Consider the following 24,336-nt stretch of genomic DNA (forward strand, 5'->3'; position numbering starts at 1 on the left):
TTTGCACGGAGCCATCCATGGCCAAGAAAGAAAGCGTTCAGAAACGATTGCAGAAAGTCCGTCCGCCGCGCGTTCAGCTCACGTATGACGTGGAGAAGGGCGACGCCATCGAACAGAAGGAGCTTCCCTTCGTCGTGGGCGTGGTGGGGGACTTTTCGGCGCAATCCGAAGCCGAGCTGCCGCGTCTGAAGGACCGCAAGTTCGTCAACATCGACGTCGACAACTTCGACGACGTGATGCGTGGGCTGGAGCCGCGCGCCGCGTACCGCGTCAAGAATGCGCTGACCGAGGAAGGCGGCACGTTCGGCGTGGACCTGAAGTTCCGTTCGATCGAGGATTTCCGCCCGGAAGCCGTGGTCCAGCAGGTGGATCCGCTGCGCGAATTGCTCGACATACGCACCAAGCTGGCGGACCTGCGCAACAAGCTGGCGGGCAACGACAAGCTGGAAGACCTGCTGGGCGAAGTGCTGTCCAGCACCGAGAAGCTGCAACAGTTGACCAGCGAGACCGACAAGGGAGGCCGCAATGAGTAATTCCGCCGCTGCACAGAACACCGCCGCCGCCCCGGCCGACGCGCAAGGCGGCCTGCTGGACCAGATTGTCGAGCAAAGCCGCGTCGCCAAGTCGACCGCCGAGCACGATCGCGCCAAAGACATCATCGGTGAGCTGGTGCGTGAAGTCATGAAGGGCACCGTGGTGGTGTCCGACAATCTTTCCGCAATGCTGGATGCGCGCGTGGCCGAGCTGGACCGCCTGATTTCCGCGCAACTGAGCGAGGTGATGCACGCGCCGGAATTCCAGAACCTGGAGAGCACGTGGCGCGGCCTGCACTACCTGTGCCAGGAGACCGACACCAGCCCGATGCTGAAGATCAAGGTGTTGAACACCACCAAGCGTGACCTGGTTCGCGACTTCCAGACCGCCATCGACTTCGACCAGAGCCTGATGTTCAAGAAGGTCTACGAAGAAGAGTTCGGCACGTTTGGCGGCGCGCCGTTCGGCGCGCTGCTGGGCAACTTCGAGATCACGCGCCAGCCCGAGGACATGTACTTCATCGAGCAGATGTCGCACGTGGCCGCGGCTTCGCACGCGCCCTTCATCGCCTCGGCCTCGCCCGAACTGCTGGGCCTGGACAGCTTTGCCGACCTGGGCCGCCCGCGCGACCTGGCCAAGGTGTTCGACACCGTGGAATACACCAAGTGGCGCAGCTTCCGCGATTCGGAAGACTCCCGCTATGTGGGCCTGACCATGCCGCGCTTTCTGGGCCGCCTGCCCTACGATCCGGTGGAAGGCACCACGGTCGAAGGCTTCAACTTCGTTGAGGACGTGGACGGCACCGACCACTCGAAGTACCTGTGGTGCAACGCTGCGTGGGCGTTCGGCGCCCGTCTGACGGCCGCGTTTGCCGACTTTGGCTGGTGCGCCGCGATCCGCGGCGTGGAAGGCGGCGGTCTGGTCGAGAACCTGCCGACGCACACGTTCAAGACGGACGACGGCGAAATCGCGCTCAAGTGCCCGACCGAAATCGCCATCACGGACCGCCGGGAAAAGGAACTGAGCGATCAGGGCCTGATCCCGCTGGTGCATTGCAAGAATTCGGACTACGCGGCCTTCTTCGGCGCACAGTCGGTGCAGAAGGCCAAGAAATACAACACGGACAGCGCCAACGCCAATGCGGTGTTGTCGGCGCAGCTGCAGTACATCTTCTCGGTGTCGCGCGTGGCGCATTACCTGAAGGCGATGATGCGCGACAAGATCGGCAGCTTCGCGTCGGCGCAGTCCGTTGAGAGTTTCCTGAATCGCTGGGTGTCGCAGTACGTGCTGCTGGACGACAACGCGACGCAGGAACAAAAAGCGCAGTTTCCGCTGCGCGAAGCTTCGGTGCAGGTGGCCGAGGTCCCGGGACGTCCGGGCGTCTTCCGCGCCGTGGCGTTTTTGCGGCCGCATTTCCAGCTTGACGAACTCTCGATCTCGTTGCGCCTGGTTGCCGAACTGCCGGCTCAGGCTCAGAAATCCTGATCGTCATTGCACTGACCACTCATCCATTGAAAGAGGTTATCAACAATGAAGGACATCTACGTCAAGTTCGGCAATCCGGCGCTCAAGGGCGAATCGCAAGACAAGGACCACCCGGATTGGATCGAAGTCAGCTCGTGGCGCCATGAAATCATCCAGCCGCGTTCGGCCACCGCGTCGACCTCGGGCGGCCATACCGCCGAGCGCACCGAACACGGCGAAATGGTCTTCACCAAGGATCTGGACGTGGTCAGCCCGCTGCTGTATCAGCACGCGTCCGGCGGCACGACGTTCGATGAAGTCACCATCGATTTTCTGCGCGCGGACGGTGAGGGCAATCGGGTCAAGTACCTGGAAATCAAGCTCAAGTACGTGATCATTGCGCGTGTGGCGCCGGAAGTGGTTGCCGAAGGCCTGCCGCACGAGTCGTTCTCGCTGAAGTACGCCGCCGTGCAGTGGAAGTACACGCAGCAGAAGGTCGGCGGCAACCAGGGCGGCAACGCCCAGGGCGCCTGGAGCCTGACCAAGAACGACAAGACCTACTCGGTCTGATCGCTGCCAGGTTGCCAAGGGACCGCGGCCCGAGCCGGGCCGCTGTCCATTTTTTTGCTGTCTCCGGATTGATCAGGCCCCGATGAAAGGATTCGAACCGAGTCTGTTCGACAAGCTGTTCGAGGCGGAGGGCCAATCGCCCTATGCGCTGCGCCGCCTGTCGATCGAAGAGATGAAGGAAACGGTGGCGCGCGACATCGAGGCCTTGCTGAACACCCGCATGGTGTTCACCGAGGAAGACTTGCGGCGCTTCCCCAACTGCCAGCGGTCGGTGCTGACGTACGGCCTGTCGGACTTTTCCGGATTGAGTCTCGCCAGCCACTACGACCGCGAATTCATCTGCCGGTCGCTGGAGCAGGCGATCGCGCGCCACGAGCCTCGCCTGACGCACGTGCGGGTGATGCTCCAGGTGGACAGCCGCGCGACCTCGGTGCTGTATTTCGCGATCACGGCGATGCTGGACGTGGGACCCGCCCACGAGCCCGTCACCTTCGACGCCACGTTGCAGCCCTCGACGCTGCAGTACTCCGTGACCAAGGGCTGGGCCAAGAGCCCGGCCACGGTCTGAGGCCCCCATTCGTAACGCAGGTGCATTGGCGCGCTGGAAGGAAAGACAACAATGGAAGAATTGCTGCCTTATTACGAGCGCGAACTGGGCTTTCTGCGCACGTCGTCGCGCGACTTCGCCGAACGATACCCGAAGATCGCCGCGCGGCTGGGCCTGTCGGGCGAGACCTGCGAAGATCCGCACGTTGAACGCATGATCGAGTCGTTCGCCTTGTTGAGCGCCCGCATCAACAAGAAGCTGGACGATGACTACCCGGAATTCACCGAAGCGTTGTTCGAGGTGATGTACCCGCATTACCTGCGGCCTTTTCCCTCTTGCAGCATCGCGCAGTTCGACCTTGGCGGCGCGGGCGCGCAACTGACCGCGCCGGTCCGGATTGCGCGCGGCACGGAACTGAAGTCGCACCCGGTCCGGGGCGTGTCGTGCCGCTTTCGCACCACTTATGAGGTCACGCTGGCGCCCGTTGAAGTGCTGCGCGCGGGCTTTGAGTCCAGCGCCAATGCGCCCGCCACGGCCAAGCTGCCGGCCGGCGTGACCGGACGCTTTTCCGTCACCCTGGGCTGCCAGGGCGAGAACCAGCATTTCGGGGCCCTGGGCGTGGACCGGCTTCGGGTGTACCTGCACGGTGAACCGTCATTCGTGGCGGCATTGCGCGACGCGCTGTTCCTGCGCGCCGCCGCGGCCTACGTCGAGCTGCAACCGGGACGCTGGGATCGTCTGCCCGCCATTCCGGTCGGGCAGGTGGGGCTGGCGGAAGAAGACGCGCTGATCGACTTTCCGGCCAGCTCGCACCCGGCGTATCGCCTGCTGGCCGAGTACTTCGTGTTCTCGGAAAAATTCAACTTCGTGGACATCGACCTGGCCGCGCTGCGCCCCTATCTGGGCACGGTGCGCCAGTTCACGCTGCACCTGCCGGTCAGCGGCCTGCGCGCGGATTCCAATACCGCGCGGCTACTGGAATCGACGTCCGCCGACAATCTGCGGCTCGGCTGCACGCCGGTGTCCAACCTGTTTTCGCAGCGTGCCGATCCCATCCGCGTCACGCATGCGTCGGCATCGTACCCGGTGGTGGCGGACGCGCGGCGGGCCTATGGCTACGAGGTCTATTCGATCGACCGCGTGCGCCAGGTGCGTCAGAACGCGCAGGGCGATGCGGTCGTGGAGTTCAGGCCGTTCTATTCGCTGCACCATGGCGAGTCGCCCGACAAGGCGGGCCACTACTGGACGATGCGGCGCGATGCGTCGATGGCGCAGCGCAGTCCGGGCTACGAGACGGAGATCTCGATCGTCGATATCGACTTCGACCCGTCGGTGCCGCAGACCGAAACGCTGAGCCTGGACCTGACCTGCACCAATCGGGACTTGCCCTCGCAGATTGCGGTCGGGCAGGCGGGCGGCGATCTGTTTCTGGAAGGCGGCTCGGTGGCGCGCACGATCCGCATGCTGCGCCGCCCGACGCATTCGCACCGGTTCCAGCAGGGCCGCGCGGCGCATTGGCGCCTGATCTCGCATCTGGCGTTGAACCATCTGTCCCTGGTGCAGAGCGGGTTGCCGGCGCTCAAGGAAACGCTGCGCCTGTACGACCTGTCCGGCTCCGCGGTGGCCGCGCGCCAGATCGAAGGGCTGGTCGGTCTGGACTACAAGCCCGCCACGCACTGGATGCCGGGCGAACCGTTCGCCACCTTCGTGCGCGGCATCGAAATCCGGCTGACCGTCAATGAAGACCACTTTGTGGGCACCAGCCTGCACACGTTCGTGGCGGTCATCAATCGCTTCTTCGGCCTGTATGTGCACGCGAACAGTTTCGTGCAGTTGGTTGTGTTGTCGCGCCGCGGCGCGGAGGAACTTCTACGATGCCCCCCTTGCAACGGCGACGCCATCCTAGCGTGATGGACGCGCTGCTGGCCGAGCCGCAGCGCTTCAAGTTTTTCCAGGCGGTGCGCCTGCTGGAGCAATGCTTTGCGCGGCAGGAGCGCGGGGCGACGCGTCATCCGGTGCCGGTGCACCTGCGCTTTCCCAACGCGCCGGGCCTGGGCTTTCCGCCCAGCGAGATCGTGGATGCGGTGGCGTACGACAAGAACGGCGAAGTGCTGGCGGACGAGGCCGCGCGGCAGGCCGCCGTGGCCGAAGGCCGGCTGGGCCGCGTGGACGTGACGCCCGCGTTCTTTGGCCTCTTGGGCGGGCAGGGCGCATTGCCGCTGCATTACTCGGAAATGCTGGCCAACCGCGAAAGCCTGCGGCGCGACCGGGGCGCCCGCGCGTTCTTCGACATCTTTTCGAACCGGGCGGCGGCGCTGTTCTACGCGGCGTGGAAGAAGTACCGCATGCCGCTGCGGCACGAAACCGAACCGGACCATCATTACCTGCCGCTCTTGCTGGCCTTGGGCGGCATCGGCCATCCGGCGCTGCGGGACCGCCTGCACAACGGCGCGGGCCGCGTCCATGACGAATCGATCGCGCACTACGCGGCGGCGGCGCGTCAGCGTCCGGTGTCGGCGCCGTACCTGCAGCGCGTGCTGCAGGATTACTTTGGCGTGCCGCTGCGCGTGGAACAGTTTGTCGGCCGCTGGTATGACGTGCCGCCGCAGAACCGCACGCAGCTTGGGCATCCTGGCGCCGTGCTGGGCGTGTCGGCGCTTGCTGGCGACCGCATCTGGCAGCGCGACCTGCGCATCCGGCTCTGGATCGGCCCCTTGTCGGGCCAGGCGTTCACCGACTTCCTGCCGGGCGGCGAGCGCGCGCAGGCGCTGGAGAAACTGCTGACGATGTTCGGCGGGATGACGTTCGAATACGAGGTGCGGCTGGTGCTGGCGCGTGAGAGCGTCACCCCCAGCCAGTTGGGCGCAGGCGCCGAGGTGCGCCTGGGCTGGAATTCGTTCCTGTGCACCGAGGCCGCCCGGCAAGACCGCGACGACGCCAGTTACGAACTGCACACCATTCATTGACCCCATCACCCTCAGACACTTATGGCCACACCGCTGAAGACCTTGATCGGAAAGCTCAACCAGACCTGCCGCCAGGCCGCCGAACGCGCCGCCAGCCTGTGCATGGCGCAAGGCCACTACGAAGTGGATCTGGAGCATCTGTTTCTGGCCTTGCTGGAAAAGCCGGCCAGCGACGTGAGCGTCATCGCGCAGCGTTGCCACATCAAGACCGACGCGTTGGAGGCGGACCTGAATGCGGAGATCGGCCGCTTCAAGAACGGCAATACGCGCACGCCGGTGTTTTCGCCGCATCTGCCCAAGCTGTTTGAACACGCGTGGCTGATTGCGTCGCTTGATACCCAGACGACGCGCATCCGGTCCGGCCACCTGTTGCTGGCCCTGCTGACCGAGCCCGATCTGGCGCAACTGGCGCGGCGCGGATCGACGCTGTTCGAATCGTTCCGGCTGGATGCGTTAAAGCATGACTTTGCCGCCTTGACGGCCGGTTCGGAAGAGGCCGGGCAAGCCGTGGGTTTTGCCGATGGCGCGGGGCCGCAGGGCGAAGCTGGCCAGCCGGCGCCGGCGCTGTCGGCCACCCCGGCCCTGGACCAATACACCACGAACCTGACCGAACGCGCCCGCGAGGGCAAGATCGACCCGGTGATCGGACGGGACGCCGAAATCCGCCAGATGATCGACATCCTGACGCGGCGGCGGCAGAACAACCCCATCCTGACCGGCGAGGCGGGCGTGGGCAAGACGGCGGTGGTCGAGGGATTGGCGCTGCGGATTGTGTCGGGCGACGTGCCGCCCGCGCTGGCCGAGGTGACGCTGCGCACGCTGGACATGGGTCTGCTGCAGGCGGGCGCCAGCGTCAAGGGCGAGTTCGAGAACCGCTTGAAGAACGTCATCGACGAGGTCAAGAAGAGCCCGTCGCCCATCATCCTGTTCATCGACGAAGCCCACACCATGATCGGCGCGGGCGGGCAGGCGGGGCAGAACGACGCGGCCAACCTGCTCAAGCCGGCCCTGGCGCGCGGCGAACTGCGCACCATCGCCGCTACCACCTGGAGCGAATACAAAAAGTTTTTCGAGAAGGACCCCGCGCTGGCGCGCCGCTTCCAGGTGATCAAGGTGGAGGAACCGGACGAGACGCTGGCCGCATCGATGTTGCGCGGCATGGCGCCGCTGATGGAGCGCCATTTCGGTGTGCGCATCCTGGACGAAGCGATCAGCGCGGCGGCCAGGCTGTCGCATCGCTACATCACCGGCCGCCAGCTGCCCGACAAGGCGGTCAGTGTGCTGGATACGGCATGCGCGCGCGTGGCATTGGGCCGCAGCGCCACGCCGGCCTTGATCGATGATGCGCGGCATCGCCTGACGCGTCTTGGCGCCGAACAGGCGGCGTTGCAGCGCGAAGCCGCCACGGGCGCGCCGCACGCGCGCCTGGACGAATTGCGCGACGAGATCGCGGCGGTGACGCAAACCTTGGCCGATGCCGAGTCGCGCCATGCGGCGGAAATGGACCTGGTGGCGCGGATACACGCCTTGCGCGCGGAGCTGGAGACCGCGCCGCAGGAAGCGGCCGCCGAGGCGTCCGCGGAGAAGGCGCCGCCGCCGTCCTCGTCGCGCCGCAAGGCCGCGCAAGCGGTGCCGCTGACCCCCGCGCAGCAGCGTCTGGCGGGCTTGATGGACGAGCTGCGGGCGTTGCAAGGCGAACAGCCCCTGGTGCCGGCCTGCGTGGACGCGCAAATCGTGGCCGAGATCATCTCGGCATGGACAGGGATTCCGCTGGGCCGCATGGTCAACGACGAGATCCGCACGGTGCTGCAATTGCAGCCGCTGCTGGCTGAACGGGTGATCGGGCAGGACCACGCGCTGGAGGCCATCGCGCAGCGCGTTCGCACGGCGCGCGCGGGGCTGGAAGACCCGGACAAGCCCAAAGGCGTGTTCCTGTTCGTGGGCCCGTCGGGCGTGGGCAAGACCGAGACCGCGCTGGCGCTGGCAGACATTCTTTATGGCGGCGAACGCAAGCTCGTCACGATCAATATGAGCGAGTACCAGGAGGCCCACAGCATTTCCGGCCTGAAGGGCTCGCCGCCGGGCTATGTGGGCTACGGCGAAGGCGGCGTGCTGACCGAGGCGGTGCGCCGCCAGCCCTATAGCGTGGTCCTGCTGGATGAAATCGAAAAGGCCCACCCCGATGTGCTGGAGCTGTTCTTCCAGGTCTTTGACAAGGGTGTGATGGACGACGCGGAGGGGCGCGAGATCGACTTCCGCAACACGCTGATCATCCTGACGTCGAACGTTGGCTCCAGCGCCATCATGCAGGCGTGCCTGAACAAGCCGGCCGCGGAGCGCCCGACGCCGGATGCCTTGTCCGAGCTGTTGATGCCGCAGCTGTACAAGGCCTTCAAGCCGGCCTTCCTGGGCCGCATGAAGACCATTCCTTATTTCCCCGTGGACGATGACGCGCTGGCGCACATCATCGAACTGAAGCTGGGCCGCATCGCACGCCGCGTGGCGGCCACGCACCGCGCGGTATTCGAATGGGATGAGGCGCTGGTCGAGGCGGTGCTGGCCCGCTGCACCGAAGTGGACACGGGGGCGCGCAATGTCGATCACATCCTCAACGGAACGCTGCTGCCCGAGATTGCCGGACAGGTCCTCAGCCGCATGGCGCAAGGTGAGGCGATCGCCAAGATCCGTGTCAGTGCGGGCAAGAACGGCGAATTCCGCTTCCGCATGAGCTGATTCAAGACAGAGAGGTTACGCCAACATGGCTCAGACACTTGCCGCCGCCAGCCCATTGGGCGCGGGCTTCACGCAGGCCGACCGCCTGCTCGACCTGTGCACGCCGCTGGGGCCGGACAAGCTGCTGGCCGAGCGTCTTCAAGGCACCGAGCAACTGAGCGATGGCGGCTTTGCGCTGATGGTCGATGCGCTGTCGGACGATGCGCATGTGCCGTTGAAGTCGCTGATCGGCCAGCCGGCGCAGGTAAAGCTGCAAACGGCCTTGGGCCGCGACGCGCACCGCGTGTGGTGCGGCCTGGTGGCGGAGGCGCGCTTTGAAGGGGCCAATGGCGGCTTCGCGCGCTACCGGCTGCGCATCGAGCCGTGGCTGGCGCTGCTGCGCCAGCGCCGCGACAGCTTCGCCTTCCAGGACTTGTCGGTGATCGACATCGTGGACAGCGTGTTCGGCGACTACAACGGGCAGGGCGCGGTGGCGGCGCAGTGGCGCTGGGAAGTGAAGGACCGGGACGCTTACGCCAAGCGCAGCCTGACGATTCAGTACCGCGAGACCGACTTCGCCTTTGTCGAGCGGCTGCTGGCCGAAGAGGGGCTCTTCTATTGGGTCGAGCACGAAGCCGGTGACGGCGCGCCGGGCGGCCATACCGTGGTCATTGCCGACCACAACGGCGCGTTCAAGGCCGGGCCCCAGGACAGCGTCAAGTTCCAGCGCGCGGACGCGACCGAAACCGAAGACACCATCCAGGCGTGGCGCCAGCGCCGCGCGTGGCGCACCAACGCTGTGCGGCTGGCCACGTGGGATTACCGCGCCATGCAGGCGCGGCGGGTCAGCGCGCAGGTCGAGGACAAGCTGGCCAACGCCGTGGAGCTGGCGGATTCGGACTACCCCGGCCAGTATCTGTTCGAAGACGGCGCCCAGGGCGAGCGGCTTGCGCACAACGCGTTGGCCGCGCAGCGGGTGCGCCAGTCGTTGCATGAAGGCGAGGGCACCGTGCGCACGCTGGCGCCGGGGCAGCGCTTTACGCTGACGGGGCATTTCGGGCCGTCGCAGGGGGCGGGCGCCGAATTTGTGGTGCTGCGCATCGCGCACGAGGCCCGCAACAATTTCGATGAAAGCCTGGGCCGCGCGGTGGCCGACGCCCTGGGCGCGGCCGGGGAAAACCAGGGCCCGGGCAACGCCGTTGACGCCGCGGCGGATTTCTATCGCAACCGCTTCGAGGCGATTGCCGCGACGCTGGAGTACCGCCCCAGCACGGTGGATGGCCACGGCGCACGCCTGCATCCCCGTCCCACCGTGCACGGCGCGCAGACGGCGCTGGTGGTCGGGGCGAATGATCCGGTCCATACGGACCGCGACCATCGCATCAAGATCCAATTCCATTGGCAGCGCGGCAGCGCGTCCAGCAATCGCCAGGATCACCCCGCGGGCGAAGACAACGCACCGGCCAGCGACGCGCTGGGCACGTGGGTGCGCGTGGCCGAACCGGTGGCGGGGTCGGACTGGGGCGGTCACTTCGTGCCCCGCCTGGGACAGGAGGTGCTGGTGCAGTTCATGCACGGCGACATCGACCGGCCGGTGGTGGTGGGCGCGCTGTATAACGGCGCGGGCAGCGAGAACGCCGCCAACAACCAGGTGCAGGCCGGCGCCGCCAAGGCCACCGGCAACGCGCCGGCCTGGTTCGCGGGCAGCGAGGGCGGACACGCGCACAACGTGGTGATGTCGGGCTTCAAGACACAGGCGCTGGCCGATAGCGGGCAGGGCATGGGCGGCTACAACCAGTTGGTGCAGGACGACACGCCGGGACAGTCGCGCCTGACGGCATCGACCACGCAGGCCGAGGCGCGGCTGAACCTGGGCCACCTGAAGCAGCAGCGCGACAACGAGCGTCTGTCGGACCTGGGACATGGCGCGGAACTGGCGACCAGCGAGGCCGTGGCGTTGCGCGCGGGCGAGGGCCTGCTGATCAGCGCGGACAAGCGCGAGGGCGCGACGGGCGGCCTGCTGGATAGCGAGCCGGCCATCCAGCAGATGGAAAAGGCCATCGAGCAGGCCAAAGAGCTGTCGGCCACGGCGGCGCGCCAGGAAGCGAAGCTGGACGGCGACGGCGACAAGGCGCGTCCGCTGGATGAACTGGACGCCGTGCGCAAGATCATCGAAGGCACCCGCGCCGAGGAAGGCGTGCAGGTGCCGGCGTACAGCCTGCCGCACATCCAGGTCAGCGCCCCGAAGGGCATTGGCCAATACACGCCGAAGAATGCGTTTGCCGTGGCGGGCGCGACCTTGTGCCAGGTGGCGCCGGACGTGAACTGGGCCGCGGGCGCGCACCTGTCTCTGTGCGTGGCGCAGGGCGTGGTCTTGTTCACCAAAGGCTTGGGCGGCGACGGCCGGGCCGTGCCGGAGAAAGGGATCCGGTTGCACGCGGCAGGCGGGCAGTTGCGGATGCAAAGCCAGAAGGCGCGCATGCGCCTGGCCGCCGAGAAGTCGGTGACGCTGGCCTCGGCCCAAGGCGCCGTGGACGTGAACGCATCGAAAAAGGTGCTGGCCACGGCGGCCGGCGCGTACATGCGGATCGAGGGCGGCGGGATTCAATTGCATGCGCCCGGCAAGGTGGAATTGAAGGCGGGTGTGCACAACTGGGTGGGACCGCAAAGCGGGACCGGCCCGGCGCAGCCGCCGCAGGGCGATATGGAAGGCTGCGCCGCGGCGCTCGAAGACGCGGCCGGCAGCGGCGCATTGGCGGCATGATGGCACCGTCAACGCCCCGCCTGGCGCAAGCGTCTCAAGCACGTTGGGAACCGCCTCGCGCCGAGGACTGTGTCGAACGCGCCATCGCGGGCTTGCGGGCCGTGCTGGACGGCCGCGCCAACCGGCGTGTGCTGCTCTTGTGCGATTCCACCTTGGCCGATCCGCTGGCCGGCGACATCGCGGCTGCGGGATTGGCGCGGCGCGAGGTCGAGCTGATCTCGCAGGGCGCGGCCGCGCCGCCGCTGTATCTGGCAGAGGTGCCGGACGAGATCCGCCATGAGCGGCTGATCAACGCCAGCATCCGCGTGGCGGTGGACGAAGCCTTGCGTCCCGCGCCCGCCGCCAAGCGGCCCCGGTCGATGGCGGCGTGGCTGGCCACGGACCTGCCGCTGGCCGAAGTGGCGCAGCGGCTCGCGCTGCGCGCGCGTTTGCGCGACGCGCAGGCGCGCGTGCGCATCCTGCGATTCTGGGATCCGCGCACCACGCAGTACCAGAGCGAGCTGTACGCGGGCACGGCGCCCGCCTCGTGGATACCGGGCGTCACGTGGATGACGGTGGACGGCTTTGCACGCTGGCAGGTGCTGCCGGATGTGCCGGGTCCGATGCAGACCGTGACGCCTGACTGGCCGCGCCTTGCGCGGCTGGGGCGTATCAACGCGGTGCTGCAGCGCTTGAACGCGAAAGGCCTGTGCGTGGGGCCGTCCGTGCTGGACGCGGTCCGCCGCGCGCTGGACGCGGCCGCGGAGTGCGGGATTGACGACGATGAAGACGCGGCGCTGTTCGCCGCCTGGCGGGTGCGCCTGGACGCGCCGCTGGAACGTGCGCCGTCGTTTGCGGCCTTGCTGCGCGAGGTGCAAGAAGAAGGCGGCCGCCTGCGCGGCGCCGCGCAGGACATGGACGACGAGGATTGGCAGCGGTTTGCGCACGAGGCGCAGGCGCGGGAGGATCTGCAAGCATGACGACTGACTACGACGCGTTGCCCTGCAAGGGCAAGTTCTGCGGCCGGCCGGGGCTGCCCATCCTGCCGATGCGAATTGCGTACGTGCCGGGCGGCAAGAACGATTTGCCCGACGGCGTGTACACGGATCCCGAGCTGTACTACGAGACCATGCGCCAGGGCGCCTACATGCTGCGCGCCATCACGGCTGGCTACGTGTACCTTTGGGATCCGCGCCGCAGCTACGGCTGGCGCGCGTTCGCGGCCACGGCAACGGGGCAGATGAAGGAAGTGCCGGTTGACGACGACAACCGTCCATCCGAGCAACCGACGTTCACGTGCACGCGCGAAGGCCACGGCCTGGAATCCGCGCTGATCAACGTCGAGGCGCCCGCAAACGCGTCGCGCAGCGTGTGGGTCGGCTATTCGCGCGTGTGGTGGACGCAGGATATCCGCCGCGAGCTGGCGCGCAACGATCGCTGGCGCAAGAAGGTCATGGTGGAGCTGGACGCCAAGGCCGTCTGGGCGGGGGGCTACCCCAAGCCCGAAACGGGCTTTCGCGTGGCGGAAGACGGCGCCAATCTGGCCAAGCATTCGATCGAGTTCCGTGACGCCGCCGGCGCGGCGACCTTGTTTTCCAACACGCTGACCCCCGGCGTCACGCTGTTTGGCGGGCAGGCCGCGGCGATGGCCGGCAAGATGCGGCAGATGACGCCCAAGGGCGGCGTGGCGCTGGCGCTGCGCGATCCGGTGGGCGTGCTGGCCGACATTTCCACGTGGCGCAACAAGTGCATGGGCGAGCTGGCCGAGCATCATCTGGAGCCGACGCGGCTGCGCGAAGTGGCGGTGGCGCAGATCATCGACGGGCTGGAAAAGCAGATGGACTCGTCCAGCGACGAACGCCAGCGCTTGCGCGAGCGCATCGACACCGGCAAGGTCACCAGGACGCTCAGCGAAAACAAGGCGGCCATTGCCCGCATGCGCGACAAGATCGAGGGCGCGGGCAAGGACTGGGCCTGGTGGTATGGCCGAGATACGTTCTGGTTGGCGTGCAAGGCGTATTCGCCCAAGGACGCCGCCGCCGGCGAGCGCCTGGAAGACGACATGGCGATGTGCGTCGATGGCGCGGGCGCGGTGGCTAGCGAGCACAAGGCCATCGACGACTCGCTGAAAGACGAGGACATGGTCGACGGCACGTACGAGGCGATATGGCGGTCGCTGGCGGGCAACGATGGCGACTTGCTGGCCTTCCTGAACCGGGAAGGCAAAGGCAAGGTGATCTCCAAGCAGGTGTCCAACCTGCGCAAGATGGTCAAGAGCTACAACGATTGGATCAAGTTGCGGGCGGCCGACGGCAAGCTGCCGCCCATGCGGGCGGCGGGCTCGGCGATTGGCCGCTTCATGGCCACGCAGCTTCTGCGCCTGACCCTGTCGGGCGACCCCATCGCAGAACGGGTGGCGGCGCGCGTCACGTTGTCCGTGTCGGCGCGCATGAACATCGTGGTGGCGGTGCGCACGCATACGACGACGCTGCCGCGAATGATCGCGGACATGCACCAGATCGTCTGGGAGCCGAATCTGACGTCGGTCACGGTCGGTGGCGGAGGCGGGATCTACGCGAACAAACACATGCAGTCCGGCTGGATTGGCACGCAGGCCGAACGGTCCACCCCGCTGACCATCAACTACATCATTCCCGAGGAGGTCGACGCGCAGCTGAACGCGGCCGCCAACGCGCCGCCGCCTTCTCGCCCTGCGGCCTCGCCGCAGTTGTCCCTGCCGTCGCCGCCCAGGGTGCTGGCCTTGCCGGCGCCCACGATGTCGCCCCTGGCCGGGCTGGTCAAGTGGGCCAAGACGCGGGACGGCCAGAACGCAAGCGCGACGGGCGTGTTGACGCTGGTGGCCCTGTACACGTCTGTGTCGGACCTGAACAAGGCCGACGCCATCGGCGATGCGAAGGCGGCGCGCAAGGCCTGGTTCGGCATCACGTCGGGCGTGCTGGGCGTGGGCAGCGTGGCGATCGAAGCCACGGCGGGTGCGATCGGCGCGCGTGTGGGCACGAATACCGCGTATTCGATGAACCTGACCCTGAACATGCGTCTGGCCACCGTGCGCACGGCGGGCGCCGTGTTCGCGGCGGCGGCCACGTTTGTGGATGGCGCCAACAACGCGCTCAGCGCGGTGGACCAGTACGACGTCAAGAACTACGAGGCCGGCGGCGCGTATGCGACGTCCTCGATGTTCCTGTTGCTGTCCGGCCTGACCGGCGTGGCGACGGCGCTGGTCAGCCTGGGCGGCGCCTTCAGCGCGGCCGGCGTGGTGGCGGGGGCCGGCGGGTTTGGCAGCGCGATGGTCGGATTGACCAGCGGCGGCACGGTGCTGCTGGGGATTCCGGTCTGGGGCTGGATCGTGCTGGGCCTGTGCCTGCTTGCGGCTGGCCTGTACTTCAAGTTCTGGGGCGATAGCGCCAAGGACAGCGAACTGGAGATCTGGTTCACCCGATGCTGCATGCGCTCGGCGGCGTTTGAAAACGTGGAGGACCGCCCGCTGTACGAGAACCGCGAAGAGGAACTTTACGAGTTCAACCGCGCGGTGTTCGGCGTGCGCGTGACGCTGGACTGGAAGGGCCTGTGGCAAGGCGAAATTTTTGGCCGCGACCGGCTGGTGCTGGAAGTGGTGATGCCCGGCTATACCGAGCACAGCGACTACGCCTACAGCCTGAAGCTGGTGGGCGAGGGCGTGAGCGCCGTGGTGTCCAGCAAGGGGTCGATGCGTTCGAATGACCCCGAATTGCAGCCGCGCGGTCCCTCCAATGCGCAGCTCGTGCAAGGCCGGCCCAAGCCGGAGACTTGGGCCGACCGCATGGACAAGTACGTGGACAACATGGCCTCGCGCCCGGGGTGGGCCGATGCGTGGCGCTGGATACGCAAGGACCGGAGCCAAGCCATCGAGTTCACGAGCAAACCGTGGGAAGAGGTCGTGAAGTTCCACGTCAGCAATGGCTGCGCGGTGCTGCGCACCGAGGTGCTGGTCGATGACGACATCTTCCAGGAAGCGATCATCAAGGTCGAGTACTGGCCCGATCCGGACCGCATGCCCGACATCCGCTCGGTGCCGATGGGCGGCAACGGCTCCAATCTGATAAAAGCAAGCAATTGACCCGGCAACCTGCCGGATGATTTCGCAAACGACAGACCAGCATGGACGGCAAGCATGAAAAGCAGTGAAGGGATCCAGGCGGCGGTGTACACGCGATGGCATCAGTTGTCGGTGCCGCTGGCGTTCGTGCTGGCAGCAGGCAGCTTCATGCTGGTGGTGCTGAACCGGGGGCCGATCGGGTTGGGCGCGGCGCTGGCCGTGCTGGGCCTGCTGGTGCCGCCGCTGGTGGCATTCAAGGGCTTTCCCACGCGCAACGCCGTCAGGGTGACGCCGGATGGCCTGGAGTTTTCACGCCGGTCGCCCATCGCCTTTGCCGACCTGAGCAGTTGGGGCACGGACGACTACCTGAAACTGGTCCGTCCCGGCCTGCCCACGCTGCTGGTCAGCCCGGCGGACTTGCCCAGCCGCGAAAGGCTGCTGCGCGAATTCGAAACGGCGCTGGCGGCGTGGCAGGCGCGGCAGCCGGCGGGCACCGCGGCCGCGCGCCGCACGCATTTCTACGGATCGACGGGCGGGCGTCTGGTGGGCGGCGTGATCACGGCCTTGGGCGCGGGCTCGGCCATCATGGCGCTGAACCTGCGCGAACCGTCGATCTCGCTGGCGGTGGTGGGCGGCCTTGGCGCGGTGTTCGGCCTTGCCCTGCTGTTCGGCAAGCGGGGCTGAGGGCGGCGGCAGACCGTTACGCGACCTCATGGCAACGACATTCCAGCTCGACACGCTCAAGATTCGGATGAGCGAGGCGGCGCTCCAGCGATTGGACCTCAATCAGCGCATCCAGCGGGCGCTGCGCGCGCTGATCCTGGACGGCGCGCTGGGCCCGGGGGTCAAGCTGCCCGCGACGCGCGGCCTGGCCAAGTCGCTGGGCGTGTCGCGCGACACCGTCGAAAACGCCTATGTGCAACTGCACCGCGACGGCTACATCGTGCGCCGCGAGGGCTCGGGCAGCTATGTGTCCGAGACGGTGGGCATCGAGCTGCGGGGCGCGACGCGCAAGCGGGCAACGCTTGCGCGCCAGCCGGGCCCGGCGCAGCCCGGCACGGGCCTGAGCCGGCGCGGGCGGGCGATCCTGGAGAGCGGCGGCGTTTCCGACCAGCAGGTCATCAAGGCGTTCGCCACCGGACTGCCCGAGACACGCACGTTTCCCACCGGCGTCTGGGAGCGCCTGCAGCGCCAGGTCATGAAGGACAGCCGCGCCCACGTGCTGCTGCATGGCCACCCGCAGGGCGCCGAACCGCTGCGCCGCGCAATCGCGGCCTACCTGAACCTGGAGCGCGGCGCCAAGGTGTTGCCCGAGCAGGTGCTGGTGCTGAGCAGCACCCGGCAAGCGCTCTTTCTGTGCGCGCAACTGCTGGCGGACGCGGACACGCCCATCCTGATGGAGAATCCCGGCTACTTCGGCGCCCGCAAGGCGTTCGAAGCCGCCGAGACGCGGATCGTACCCATCGACGTCGATGCGCAGGGCATACGCACGGATCTCTTGCACGCGGATCGCAGCGGCGCCAGTTGCGTGTACGTGACGCCGTCGCACCAGTATCCGACCGGTGTGACGTTGTCGCTGGAACGCAGGCTGGCGCTGATCGGTTGGGCCGCAAGCCATGGCAAGTGGATCATCGAGGACGACTACGACAGCGAGTTCCATTACGACGGGTTGCCGACCGCTTGCGTGCAGGGCCTGGACCGGCATCAACGCACCTTGTACCTGGGCACGTTCAGCAAGACGCTGTATCCCGGTCTCAGGATGGGATACATGGCGCTGCCGCTGGAACTGGTCGACGCCTTTTCACGGGCGCGCAGCATCATGGACGGACACACGCCGCAGATACTGCAGCTGACGCTGGCCCGCTTCATGGAAGACGGTCATTACCACACGCACGTGCGGGCGATGCGCAAGCTGTACGCGGGACGCCGCGAGGTGCTGCTGGCGTCGCTGGTAAAGCGGCTGGACGGCGTTGTGCAGGCTGTGCGTCCGCCGGGCGGCTTGCAGATTCCATGCCTGCTTCAGCCAGGCTGGACCGAGGAAAAGACTCTCCGTCTGGCAGAGCGCGCCGGTCTGCGCCTGCCCGGGCTGAGCCGCCTGTATGCCGGCGAGTTCAAGCAGCCGGGCTGGCTGTTGGGCTATGCGTCGCTGACGGCCTACGAGATCGAGGACGCCGTGCTGCGTCTGTCGAACGCGTTGTCAAGCGCCTGACCGGCCTTCACGGGGCAGAACGAAGGCCCGGCCGCCATGCATCAGCAGGTGCGCGGTCAGGCCGGCCACCAGCCCCCAGAATGCGCCGCCCACGCCCAGCAGGGTTACGTTCGCGGCGGTGGCCAGGAACGTGATGAGCGCCGTTTCCCGGGTGCGTGCGTCGGCCATGGCGTTGGCCAGGCTGCCGCCGATTGCGCCAAGCAGCGCAAGCCCGGCCAGCGTGGTGATGAAGGCCTTGGGCAGCACCATGAACAGCGTCGCCAATGTGACGCCGAATGTGCCCACCAGGATGTAGAACACGCCGCAGGCCAGACCTGCGATGTATCGCTTGGCGGGATCCTCATGGGCATCCTTGCCGGTGCAGATGGCGGCGGTGATGGCCGCGACATTGAACGCGTGCGCGCCAAAGGGCGCCATGACGAGCGAACCCAGCCCGGTCACGGTCAGGATCGGATTCGCGCTGGTCCGGTAGCCGTCGTTGCGCAGCACCAGCATGCCGGGCATGTACTGGCCGGTGAGCGTGATGATGAAAAGGGGCAGTGCGACGCCCAGCAAGGCCTGCAAAGAGAAGCTGGGCATTTCGAACACGGGCGCCGCCAGGCGCAGATGGACGGCCGAGAAGTCGATGCGGCCTTGCACGATGAGTAGTCCCAGGCCGATGGCCAGGATGCCGACCACGGCAAAGCGCGAGGTAAAGCGCTTGAGCAGCGCGTAGGAGATCACCAGCACGATCACCAGCAGGGGGTCGGCGCTGGCGCCGCCGAAGGCATTGACGCCGAACTGCAGCAGGATGCCCGCCAGCAGGCCGGCGGCAATGCCGCCCGGGATCCTGCGCACAAGCTTTTCAAAAGCGCCCGACAGCCCCAGCGCGATGAAGCCCAGCGCCGAAAGCATGTACGCGCCGATGACTTCGCCATAAGGCGTGAAAGGCATGACGGTTGCCAGGAACGCGACGCCAGGCGTGGACCATGCCGTGATGATCGGCGCCTTGTAGCGCCAGCTCAGCAGCGCGCCGGTCACGCCCACCCCGACGGAAACCGCCCATACCCAGGAGGTGGTTTGCGCCGGCGACAACCGGGCCAGCTCGGCCGCCTGGAACACCAGGACGAAGGTGCCGCCGTAGTTCACCAGGACCGAGATCAGGGCTGCGACGGTGGGGGATAGGAAGTCGGCGGGTCTGAGACCCGCCCGAGGTGCTGTCATGAGTGGCTCCGCATTCAAGAGGCGCCCGGCCTCAGGCCGGACTTGAACGGGGAGTCTATGGGGAACGCGGTATGTTGATACCTGCCACATGCGGCAGGACGGGCAGACCGCTTTGGGCCGTTCGGTGGCGACTACGCTATTCTCCGGTCAGATTCTGAAGTCCGGTTCAAAGAGGAACGTCGAACAATGAAACGCGTGGCATCGATCTTCATGCTGTTTTCCTGCGTGACCGTCCAGGCGCAGGATGTCCGTACCTGGCATTTTTCCGGCGCCGATCTGATCGCCGCCATGGAAGGAAAAATGCCCTCGGAGATTCGCGATGCCTCGCTGGCACGCCAGTTTTCTTCGGCTTATGCGCAGGCCTATGTGAGCGGAATTGCCGATCAGACGCAAGGTACGGTCTGGTGCACCCGAACCGGCGTCCTGCCGCATGAATTGAAAGACCGGGTGCACAGCTATCTGACTGCGCTGCCAGGCAGCCGGGTGAACGGGAACGCCGGGCCGCTGGTGGGCGAGGCGCTGGCGCGGTCGTTCCCTTGCCGGTAGGGGCGTCGCTTCAGTAGCGCAAGGCCAGGCTGACCAACGTGGTGCGTCCATCCCCCAGCGCGACGGCGTTGCGCACGCCGCCGGCGTAATACTGTTTGTCGAACAGGTTGTTCATGGTCAGGGCCGCCCGCCAACGCCCCGCGTCATACGCCACGCCCGCATCCGCCACCAGATATCCGGGAATGTCGTAGCCGTAGGTATAGCGGCTTCCTTCTGCGCGAAGGCCGCCCGTCAGCTCCCAGCCGGCCAGGCTGCCCTGCATCCGATAGCGCGCCGTCACGTTGAAGCTGTGCCTCGGCACGCTGTTGAGCCGGGTGTTGTTGGTGGAGGGCACTTGGCCGCCGTCGTCCACGACCACGGCCGATAGATAGGCATAACCGCCCATGAGGCTCAGGCCATTGCCCAGGTCCGACGCCCATCCCAGTTCCGCGCCGCGCGTGCGCTGTTTGCCGACTGCGATGCTGTAGCCGTCATTCACCGGGTCCGCCTGCAGGACGTTGCGCCGCTCCAGGTCGAACGCGGCCACCGTGATGCTGGTGGCGCCGTCGTCAAGATCGATCTTCACGCCGGCTTCCCATTGCCTGCCGCTTTCGGGCTTGAAGGTGTTGCCGTCGACGTTGGTGCCGCTGTTGGGATAGAACGACGTGGCGTAGCTGATATAGGGGCGCACGCCGGGCGCAATCTCGTACATCAGCGCACCTGACCCGGTGATGGCGTTATCGCTGCTGTCCTCGCGGGCTTGCGTGAGATGGTCGGTCGAATAGGTGCTGGCGGTGTCATGGCGCAGGCCGAACACCGCGTTCCACCGCTCGCCCAGCGCGATCTGATCACGGGCATACACGCCGATCGCGCGCACGGTGGTGCTGCTGTCGGTGCGCGGATTGGCCGGGCAGTTGATGGGGCTGCCGTAAACCGGTTGGTAGACGTCCAAGTCCCGCACCGAGCAGTTGTACGACAGGCTGTTTTCGCGCGTGCGCAGGTAATCCACGCCGACCGTGATGTCGTGGGCGCCGAATCCCGTATCGAATCTGCGCTGCGCGTTGGTGTCCAGCGTGATCGTGTCGCCGTCCCAGTGCTGGTCCGTGGCGGTGCGCCGCAGCGTCCGATTGTCGGCGCGCAGCAAGCCATTGGCGACCAGTTGGCCATTGAGCGTGAACGATTGCCAACGCGCGTTCTGGTTGACCGTCCAGCCATTGTCGAAGCGGTGCGTCAGCGCGTAGCCCACGCGGCTCTGGTAGCCGCGATAGGGGTCCTGGCCGGGCTCGCCGGTGAAGCGGTCACGCGGGATGGCGCCATTGGGGTTGGACTGGACCGTCCCGACGATCGGCAGTCCCTGCTGGCGAATGTAGCGGCGTTCCTGGTAGCTGGTCAGGATGGTGAAATCCGTGCGCGGACCCAGATCCAGCGACAGCGAAGGGGCGATGAACCGATTCTTGAACCACACGTGGTCGGTTTCGTCATTCGAATTCATGGCCAGGGCATTGACGCGAAACGCCGCCTTGCCGTTGTCCGACAGCGGGGTGCCCATGTCCAGGGTGGCCTGCCGGAATTCGTGGCTGCCCAGCGTGGTGGCCGCTTCGGCGAAGGTTTCGGCGCGCGGGCGCTTGCTGACCATGTTGACCAGGCCCCCGGGAAGGACCTGACCGTAAAGCAGCGAGGCCGGCCCCTTCAGCACTTCCACTTGTTCCACACCGAACAGCTGTTCGGCGACACGGTTGCTTGCCGCCGTGCGCAGCCCGTCCAGGAACAGGGAATCGGAGGCGACCTGCCCGCGGATGATGAGATCGTCCCAGCCGCGGCGGCCGAACTGATTGGCGACCACACCGGGCACGTTATGCAGCGCGTCGGCCAGGGTCTGCGCCTGCTGCGCGTCCAGAACCGCTCGCGGCACGACGGTGATCGACTGCGGGGTCTTGGACAGGGGAACGGACGACTTGTTGACGGCGGGCGGCGCGACCGGGTTGAAGAGTCCGTCCTGGCCGGCGTCATCGTCGCCGGTGACGCGCACGGCGGGCAGTTGCACGGGGGAATCGTCAGTCTGAGCGACAGCGGCAAAGGGGGCGGCCAGCACGATGGCGGCGGCCAGTGCCGAATAGGAATTCAAGGGCATGGAAGGACGGCGGGCGCAGGAGAAGCGGTGGGTATGCATGCGCGGCGGCACGATAGATCGATGATCAACGCGCTTTGCGAATGAGAATAACAACGATTAATTATAAGCACTACAATGCGCGTTGGGCGCGGCAATGCGCCCGAAAATTTCGTCCCTGTGTCGCTTTACATCACGTTCATGTCTCATGCCGTCTTCGCTTGAATCTTCCGCTGGCACGCTTGCCGAAGCCAAGACGCGTTCGTCCGCCCGCCGGCTTTGGTTCGATCTGCATAGCTGGATTGGCATGAATCTATGCCTCCTGCTCGGCTTCATTTTCTGTACGGGGACGCTGGCGGTGGTGGCGACCGAGATCGATTGGCTGATCGAACCCGCCATGCGCGTGGCACCCCAGGACCGCCAGGCCAGTTGGGGAGAAATGCTGGCGGCCGCGGAGCGGGCGCACCCCGGCTTGCGCCTGCGCAGCCTGGCCGCGCCGCACGGCGAGCGCTTTGCCGCCGAAGCGCTGATGCGTCGGGACAATGGTGAATTGCTGCGGGTGTGGGTGAATCCGCATACCGCGCAAGTGACGGGGCAGTCGTCGTGGTGGAGCGCGCAGCGATGGCTGCGGGACACGCATCGCAACCTTATGCTGCCCCCGAAATATGGCGTGCCATTGGTCGCCCTACTGTCGATCCCGCTCTTGTTGATGGTGATCAGTAGCCTCTACATCTACAAGCGTTGGTGGCGCGGGTTCCTGGCCTGGCCACGCAAGGGCAAACCGCGGCTGACGTGGGGCGATGTGCATCGCCTGGCGGGCGTCTGGAGCCTTGGGTTCATGCTGCTCATCGGCGTGACCGCCTTTTGGTATCTGGCCGAGTCACTGGGGGCGAAGGCGCCCCTTCCGCCAACGATCGTGCAGCTCAAGGGCACGGCCACGCACGCGCCGCTGGCCGCCCAGGACTTGGACAGGGCGATTTCTGCCGCGCAGGCGGCCTGGCCCGATCTGAAGATCTCCAGCGTGCGGCCGAGTCCCAATGGGAAGGCGCTGCTGTTGGAAGGGCAGGCAAACGGATGGCTGTTGCGCGAGCGCGCCAACGTCATCGGCGTGGAGATCGACTCGGGCGCCATCCTGGGACGCAACGACGGGCAGGACATGACTGTTCACCAGCGCATCGGCGAGGCGGCCGACCCCCTCCATTTCGGCACGTTTGGCGGCTGGCCAGTGCGGGCGTTGTGGTGCTTTTTCGGAATTTTGTTGACCACGCTATCCCTGACCGGCGCGTATCTCTACGGCATCCGCATCGCCGAGTCGGCGCGCACCGCGCTCAAGCGCCGCGGAGCGCCAGCGGGCGCACCGCATTTCCGCGACCCGTCTGCATGGGCGGCCGCGTGGCGGCGCATGGGCCGGTGGCGCTGGCTGGCCGGCGGCCTGCTCGGCATGTGGCTTGCGCTCGTGGTCATCCAGGCGCTGAAATGACGCCGAGGGCCGCGCGACTGGCCGCTCAGTAGGCGGCGCGGTAGATGGCCAGCGCCTGCGCCTCATCGATGGGCAGCGGGTTGTTCATCAGCAGGCGCTGCTGCGCCATGGCGGCGCTTGCCAGCGTGGGCAAGTCGGCTTCCGAGATGCCTACGGCGCGCAGCCCCTTCGGCAACTCGGCCTGGTGGATCAGGTCTTCCAGGAAGGCGATGAAGGCGGCCGCGCCGCTGGCGTCATCCGCGGCCGCCGGCAAGCCCACAGCCCGCCCCAGTTCGGCGTAGAGAGGTGCCGCGGCCTGCGCATTGAAGTGCAGCACGGCGGGAAGCACCAGCGCGTTCGACAGGCCATGCGGCACATGGAATATGCCGCCGATGGGGTAGGCCAGCGCGTGCACGCCACCCACGGGCGCATTGGCGAATGCCTGGCCGGCCAGCATCGCGCCCAGCAGCATGTCCGAACGCGCCTGCAGATTGGCGCCGTCGCGGCAAACGGTGATCAGGTTGGCGGACAGCAGCTTCAACGCCAGGATGGCCAGATGATCGGACAGCGGATTCTTCAGGCGTTTGCTGGTGTAGGCCTCGATGGCGTGCACCATCGCGTCCACGCCGGTGGCGGCCGTGGCGGCGGGCGGCAGGCCGACCGTCAGTTCGGCATCCAGAAAGGCCGCGTCGGCATAGAGCTGCGGCGCGACCACGCCGCTTTTGGTGGTGGCGCCCGTGGTCACGATCGAGATCGGCGTGACTTCCGAGCCTGTGCCGGCCGTTGTCGGCACCTGAATCAACGGCAAGCGCTGGCCTTGCACCTGGTTGACGCCGTACATGGCGGCCAGCGGCTGATCGCTCTTGCACAACAACGCCACCAGCTTGGCCACGTCCATGGACGAACCGCCGCCAAAGCCGATCACCACGTCGGCGTCGAATGCGCGGGCGCGTTCGGCAGCCGCCTGCACCACGGCTTCGGGCGGGTCGGCGACAACATCGTCGATCACCAACGTCTGCCAGCCGCTGGCCGCCAGGCTGTCGAGCGCCGGTTGCAGCGCGCCGCTGCGGTTCAAGAAGTTGTCGGTGACAAGCACCGCGCGCGCGCCGGCATGGCGCTCGCGCAGCAGGGCGCCGAGGCGGCGGGCCAGGCCCGGTTCGACAAGAATGTGGGGGACGGTCTGAAATGAAAAGGCGGACAT

General features: G+C 66.8%; 17 protein-coding genes. 14 read left to right on the forward strand and 3 right to left on the reverse strand.

Going from position 1 to position 24,336, the window contains the following annotated elements; genetic code table 11:
* The first annotated feature begins 17 nt into the window (after positions 1–17).
* From tssB to ASD87_RS20420, 12 genes are all read left to right on the forward strand, one after another.
* Positions 18–533, forward strand: coding sequence for a type VI secretion system contractile sheath small subunit (tssB, locus tag ASD87_RS20365; protein ID WP_056325727.1), 516 nt, complete (start codon positions 18–20; stop codon positions 531–533).
* Positions 526–2,019 (forward strand): type VI secretion system contractile sheath large subunit, encoded by a 1,494-nt coding sequence (gene tssC, locus ASD87_RS20370; RefSeq protein ID WP_056325730.1) that lies wholly within the window; start codon positions 526–528, stop codon positions 2,017–2,019. Before tssB ends, tssC begins: the two co-directional genes overlap by 8 nt.
* A 45-nt stretch (positions 2,020–2,064) precedes the next feature.
* On the forward strand, positions 2,065–2,568 hold the full coding sequence (locus ASD87_RS20375; RefSeq protein WP_006226591.1) for an Hcp family type VI secretion system effector: 504 nt from the start codon (positions 2,065–2,067) through the stop codon (positions 2,566–2,568).
* A gap of 82 nt (positions 2,569–2,650) precedes the next feature.
* Positions 2,651–3,136 (forward strand): type VI secretion system baseplate subunit TssE, encoded by a 486-nt coding sequence (gene tssE, locus ASD87_RS20380; RefSeq protein ID WP_056325732.1) that lies wholly within the window; start codon positions 2,651–2,653, stop codon positions 3,134–3,136.
* A gap of 51 nt (positions 3,137–3,187) precedes the next feature.
* Entirely contained in the window at positions 3,188–5,026 is a 1,839-nt protein-coding gene (tssF, locus tag ASD87_RS20385; RefSeq protein ID WP_056325735.1) for a type VI secretion system baseplate subunit TssF, read from the forward strand.
* Positions 4,990–6,081, forward strand: a complete 1,092-nt coding sequence (gene tssG, locus ASD87_RS20390) for a type VI secretion system baseplate subunit TssG (RefSeq protein WP_056326010.1) — start codon at positions 4,990–4,992, stop codon at positions 6,079–6,081. The genes tssF and tssG overlap by 37 nt, the downstream gene beginning before the upstream one ends.
* A gap of 21 nt (positions 6,082–6,102) precedes the next feature.
* Positions 6,103–8,814 (forward strand): type VI secretion system ATPase TssH, encoded by a 2,712-nt coding sequence (gene tssH / locus ASD87_RS20395; protein ID WP_056325738.1) that lies wholly within the window; start codon positions 6,103–6,105, stop codon positions 8,812–8,814.
* A gap of 25 nt (positions 8,815–8,839) precedes the next feature.
* A complete protein-coding gene (locus ASD87_RS20400) occupies positions 8,840–11,557 on the forward strand; it encodes a type VI secretion system Vgr family protein (protein WP_056325741.1) in 2,718 nt (905 codons plus the stop codon).
* Positions 11,554–12,516, forward strand: a complete 963-nt coding sequence (locus tag ASD87_RS20405) for a DUF4123 domain-containing protein (RefSeq protein WP_235512769.1) — start codon at positions 11,554–11,556, stop codon at positions 12,514–12,516. Before ASD87_RS20400 ends, ASD87_RS20405 begins: the two co-directional genes overlap by 4 nt.
* Positions 12,513–15,653: a T6SS effector BTH_I2691 family protein gene (locus ASD87_RS20410; protein ID WP_056325746.1), complete on the forward strand. Its 3,141-nt coding sequence runs from the start codon at positions 12,513–12,515 to the stop codon at positions 15,651–15,653. The genes ASD87_RS20405 and ASD87_RS20410 overlap by 4 nt, the downstream gene beginning before the upstream one ends.
* 54 nt (positions 15,654–15,707) lie before the next feature.
* Complete coding sequence (locus ASD87_RS20415; RefSeq protein ID WP_056325749.1) at positions 15,708–16,316, forward strand: hypothetical protein; 609 nt, start codon at positions 15,708–15,710, stop codon at positions 16,314–16,316.
* Positions 16,317–16,344: 28 nt separating this feature from the next.
* Positions 16,345–17,841 (forward strand): PLP-dependent aminotransferase family protein, encoded by a 1,497-nt coding sequence (locus tag ASD87_RS20420; protein WP_056325751.1) that lies wholly within the window; start codon positions 16,345–16,347, stop codon positions 17,839–17,841.
* Here ASD87_RS20420 and ASD87_RS20425 read toward each other — a convergent pair.
* Positions 17,830–19,044: a benzoate/H(+) symporter BenE family transporter gene (locus ASD87_RS20425; RefSeq protein WP_056325753.1), complete on the reverse strand. Its 1,215-nt coding sequence runs from the start codon at positions 19,042–19,044 to the stop codon at positions 17,830–17,832. The two genes, ASD87_RS20420 and ASD87_RS20425, sit on opposite strands and share 12 nt — an antisense overlap.
* A gap of 186 nt (positions 19,045–19,230) precedes the next feature.
* Between ASD87_RS20425 and ASD87_RS20430 the strand changes: the two genes are divergently transcribed.
* Positions 19,231–19,590, forward strand: a complete 360-nt coding sequence (locus tag ASD87_RS20430; RefSeq protein ID WP_056325755.1) for a Rap1a/Tai family immunity protein — start codon at positions 19,231–19,233, stop codon at positions 19,588–19,590.
* 10 nt (positions 19,591–19,600) lie between these two features.
* Here ASD87_RS20430 and ASD87_RS20435 read toward each other — a convergent pair whose 3' ends face one another.
* Complete coding sequence (locus ASD87_RS20435; protein ID WP_056325757.1) at positions 19,601–21,700, reverse strand: TonB-dependent siderophore receptor; 2,100 nt, start codon at positions 21,698–21,700, stop codon at positions 19,601–19,603.
* Positions 21,701–21,884: 184 nt separating this feature from the next.
* Here ASD87_RS20435 and ASD87_RS20440 point away from each other — a divergent pair, with 184 nt between their 5' ends.
* On the forward strand, positions 21,885–23,156 hold the full coding sequence (locus ASD87_RS20440; RefSeq protein WP_056325759.1) for a PepSY domain-containing protein: 1,272 nt from the start codon (positions 21,885–21,887) through the stop codon (positions 23,154–23,156).
* A 25-nt stretch (positions 23,157–23,181) separates the two neighbouring features.
* Here ASD87_RS20440 and ASD87_RS20445 read toward each other — a convergent pair whose 3' ends face one another.
* The gene (locus tag ASD87_RS20445; RefSeq protein WP_056325763.1) at positions 23,182–24,336 is read right to left on the reverse strand and encodes an iron-containing alcohol dehydrogenase; all 1,155 of its coding nucleotides are present in this window, start codon (positions 24,334–24,336) and stop codon (positions 23,182–23,184) included.

It is taken from the genome of Achromobacter sp. Root170 (assembly GCF_001428165.1).
Classification (GTDB): Bacteria; Pseudomonadota; Gammaproteobacteria; order Burkholderiales; family Burkholderiaceae_B; genus Achromobacter; species Achromobacter mucicolens.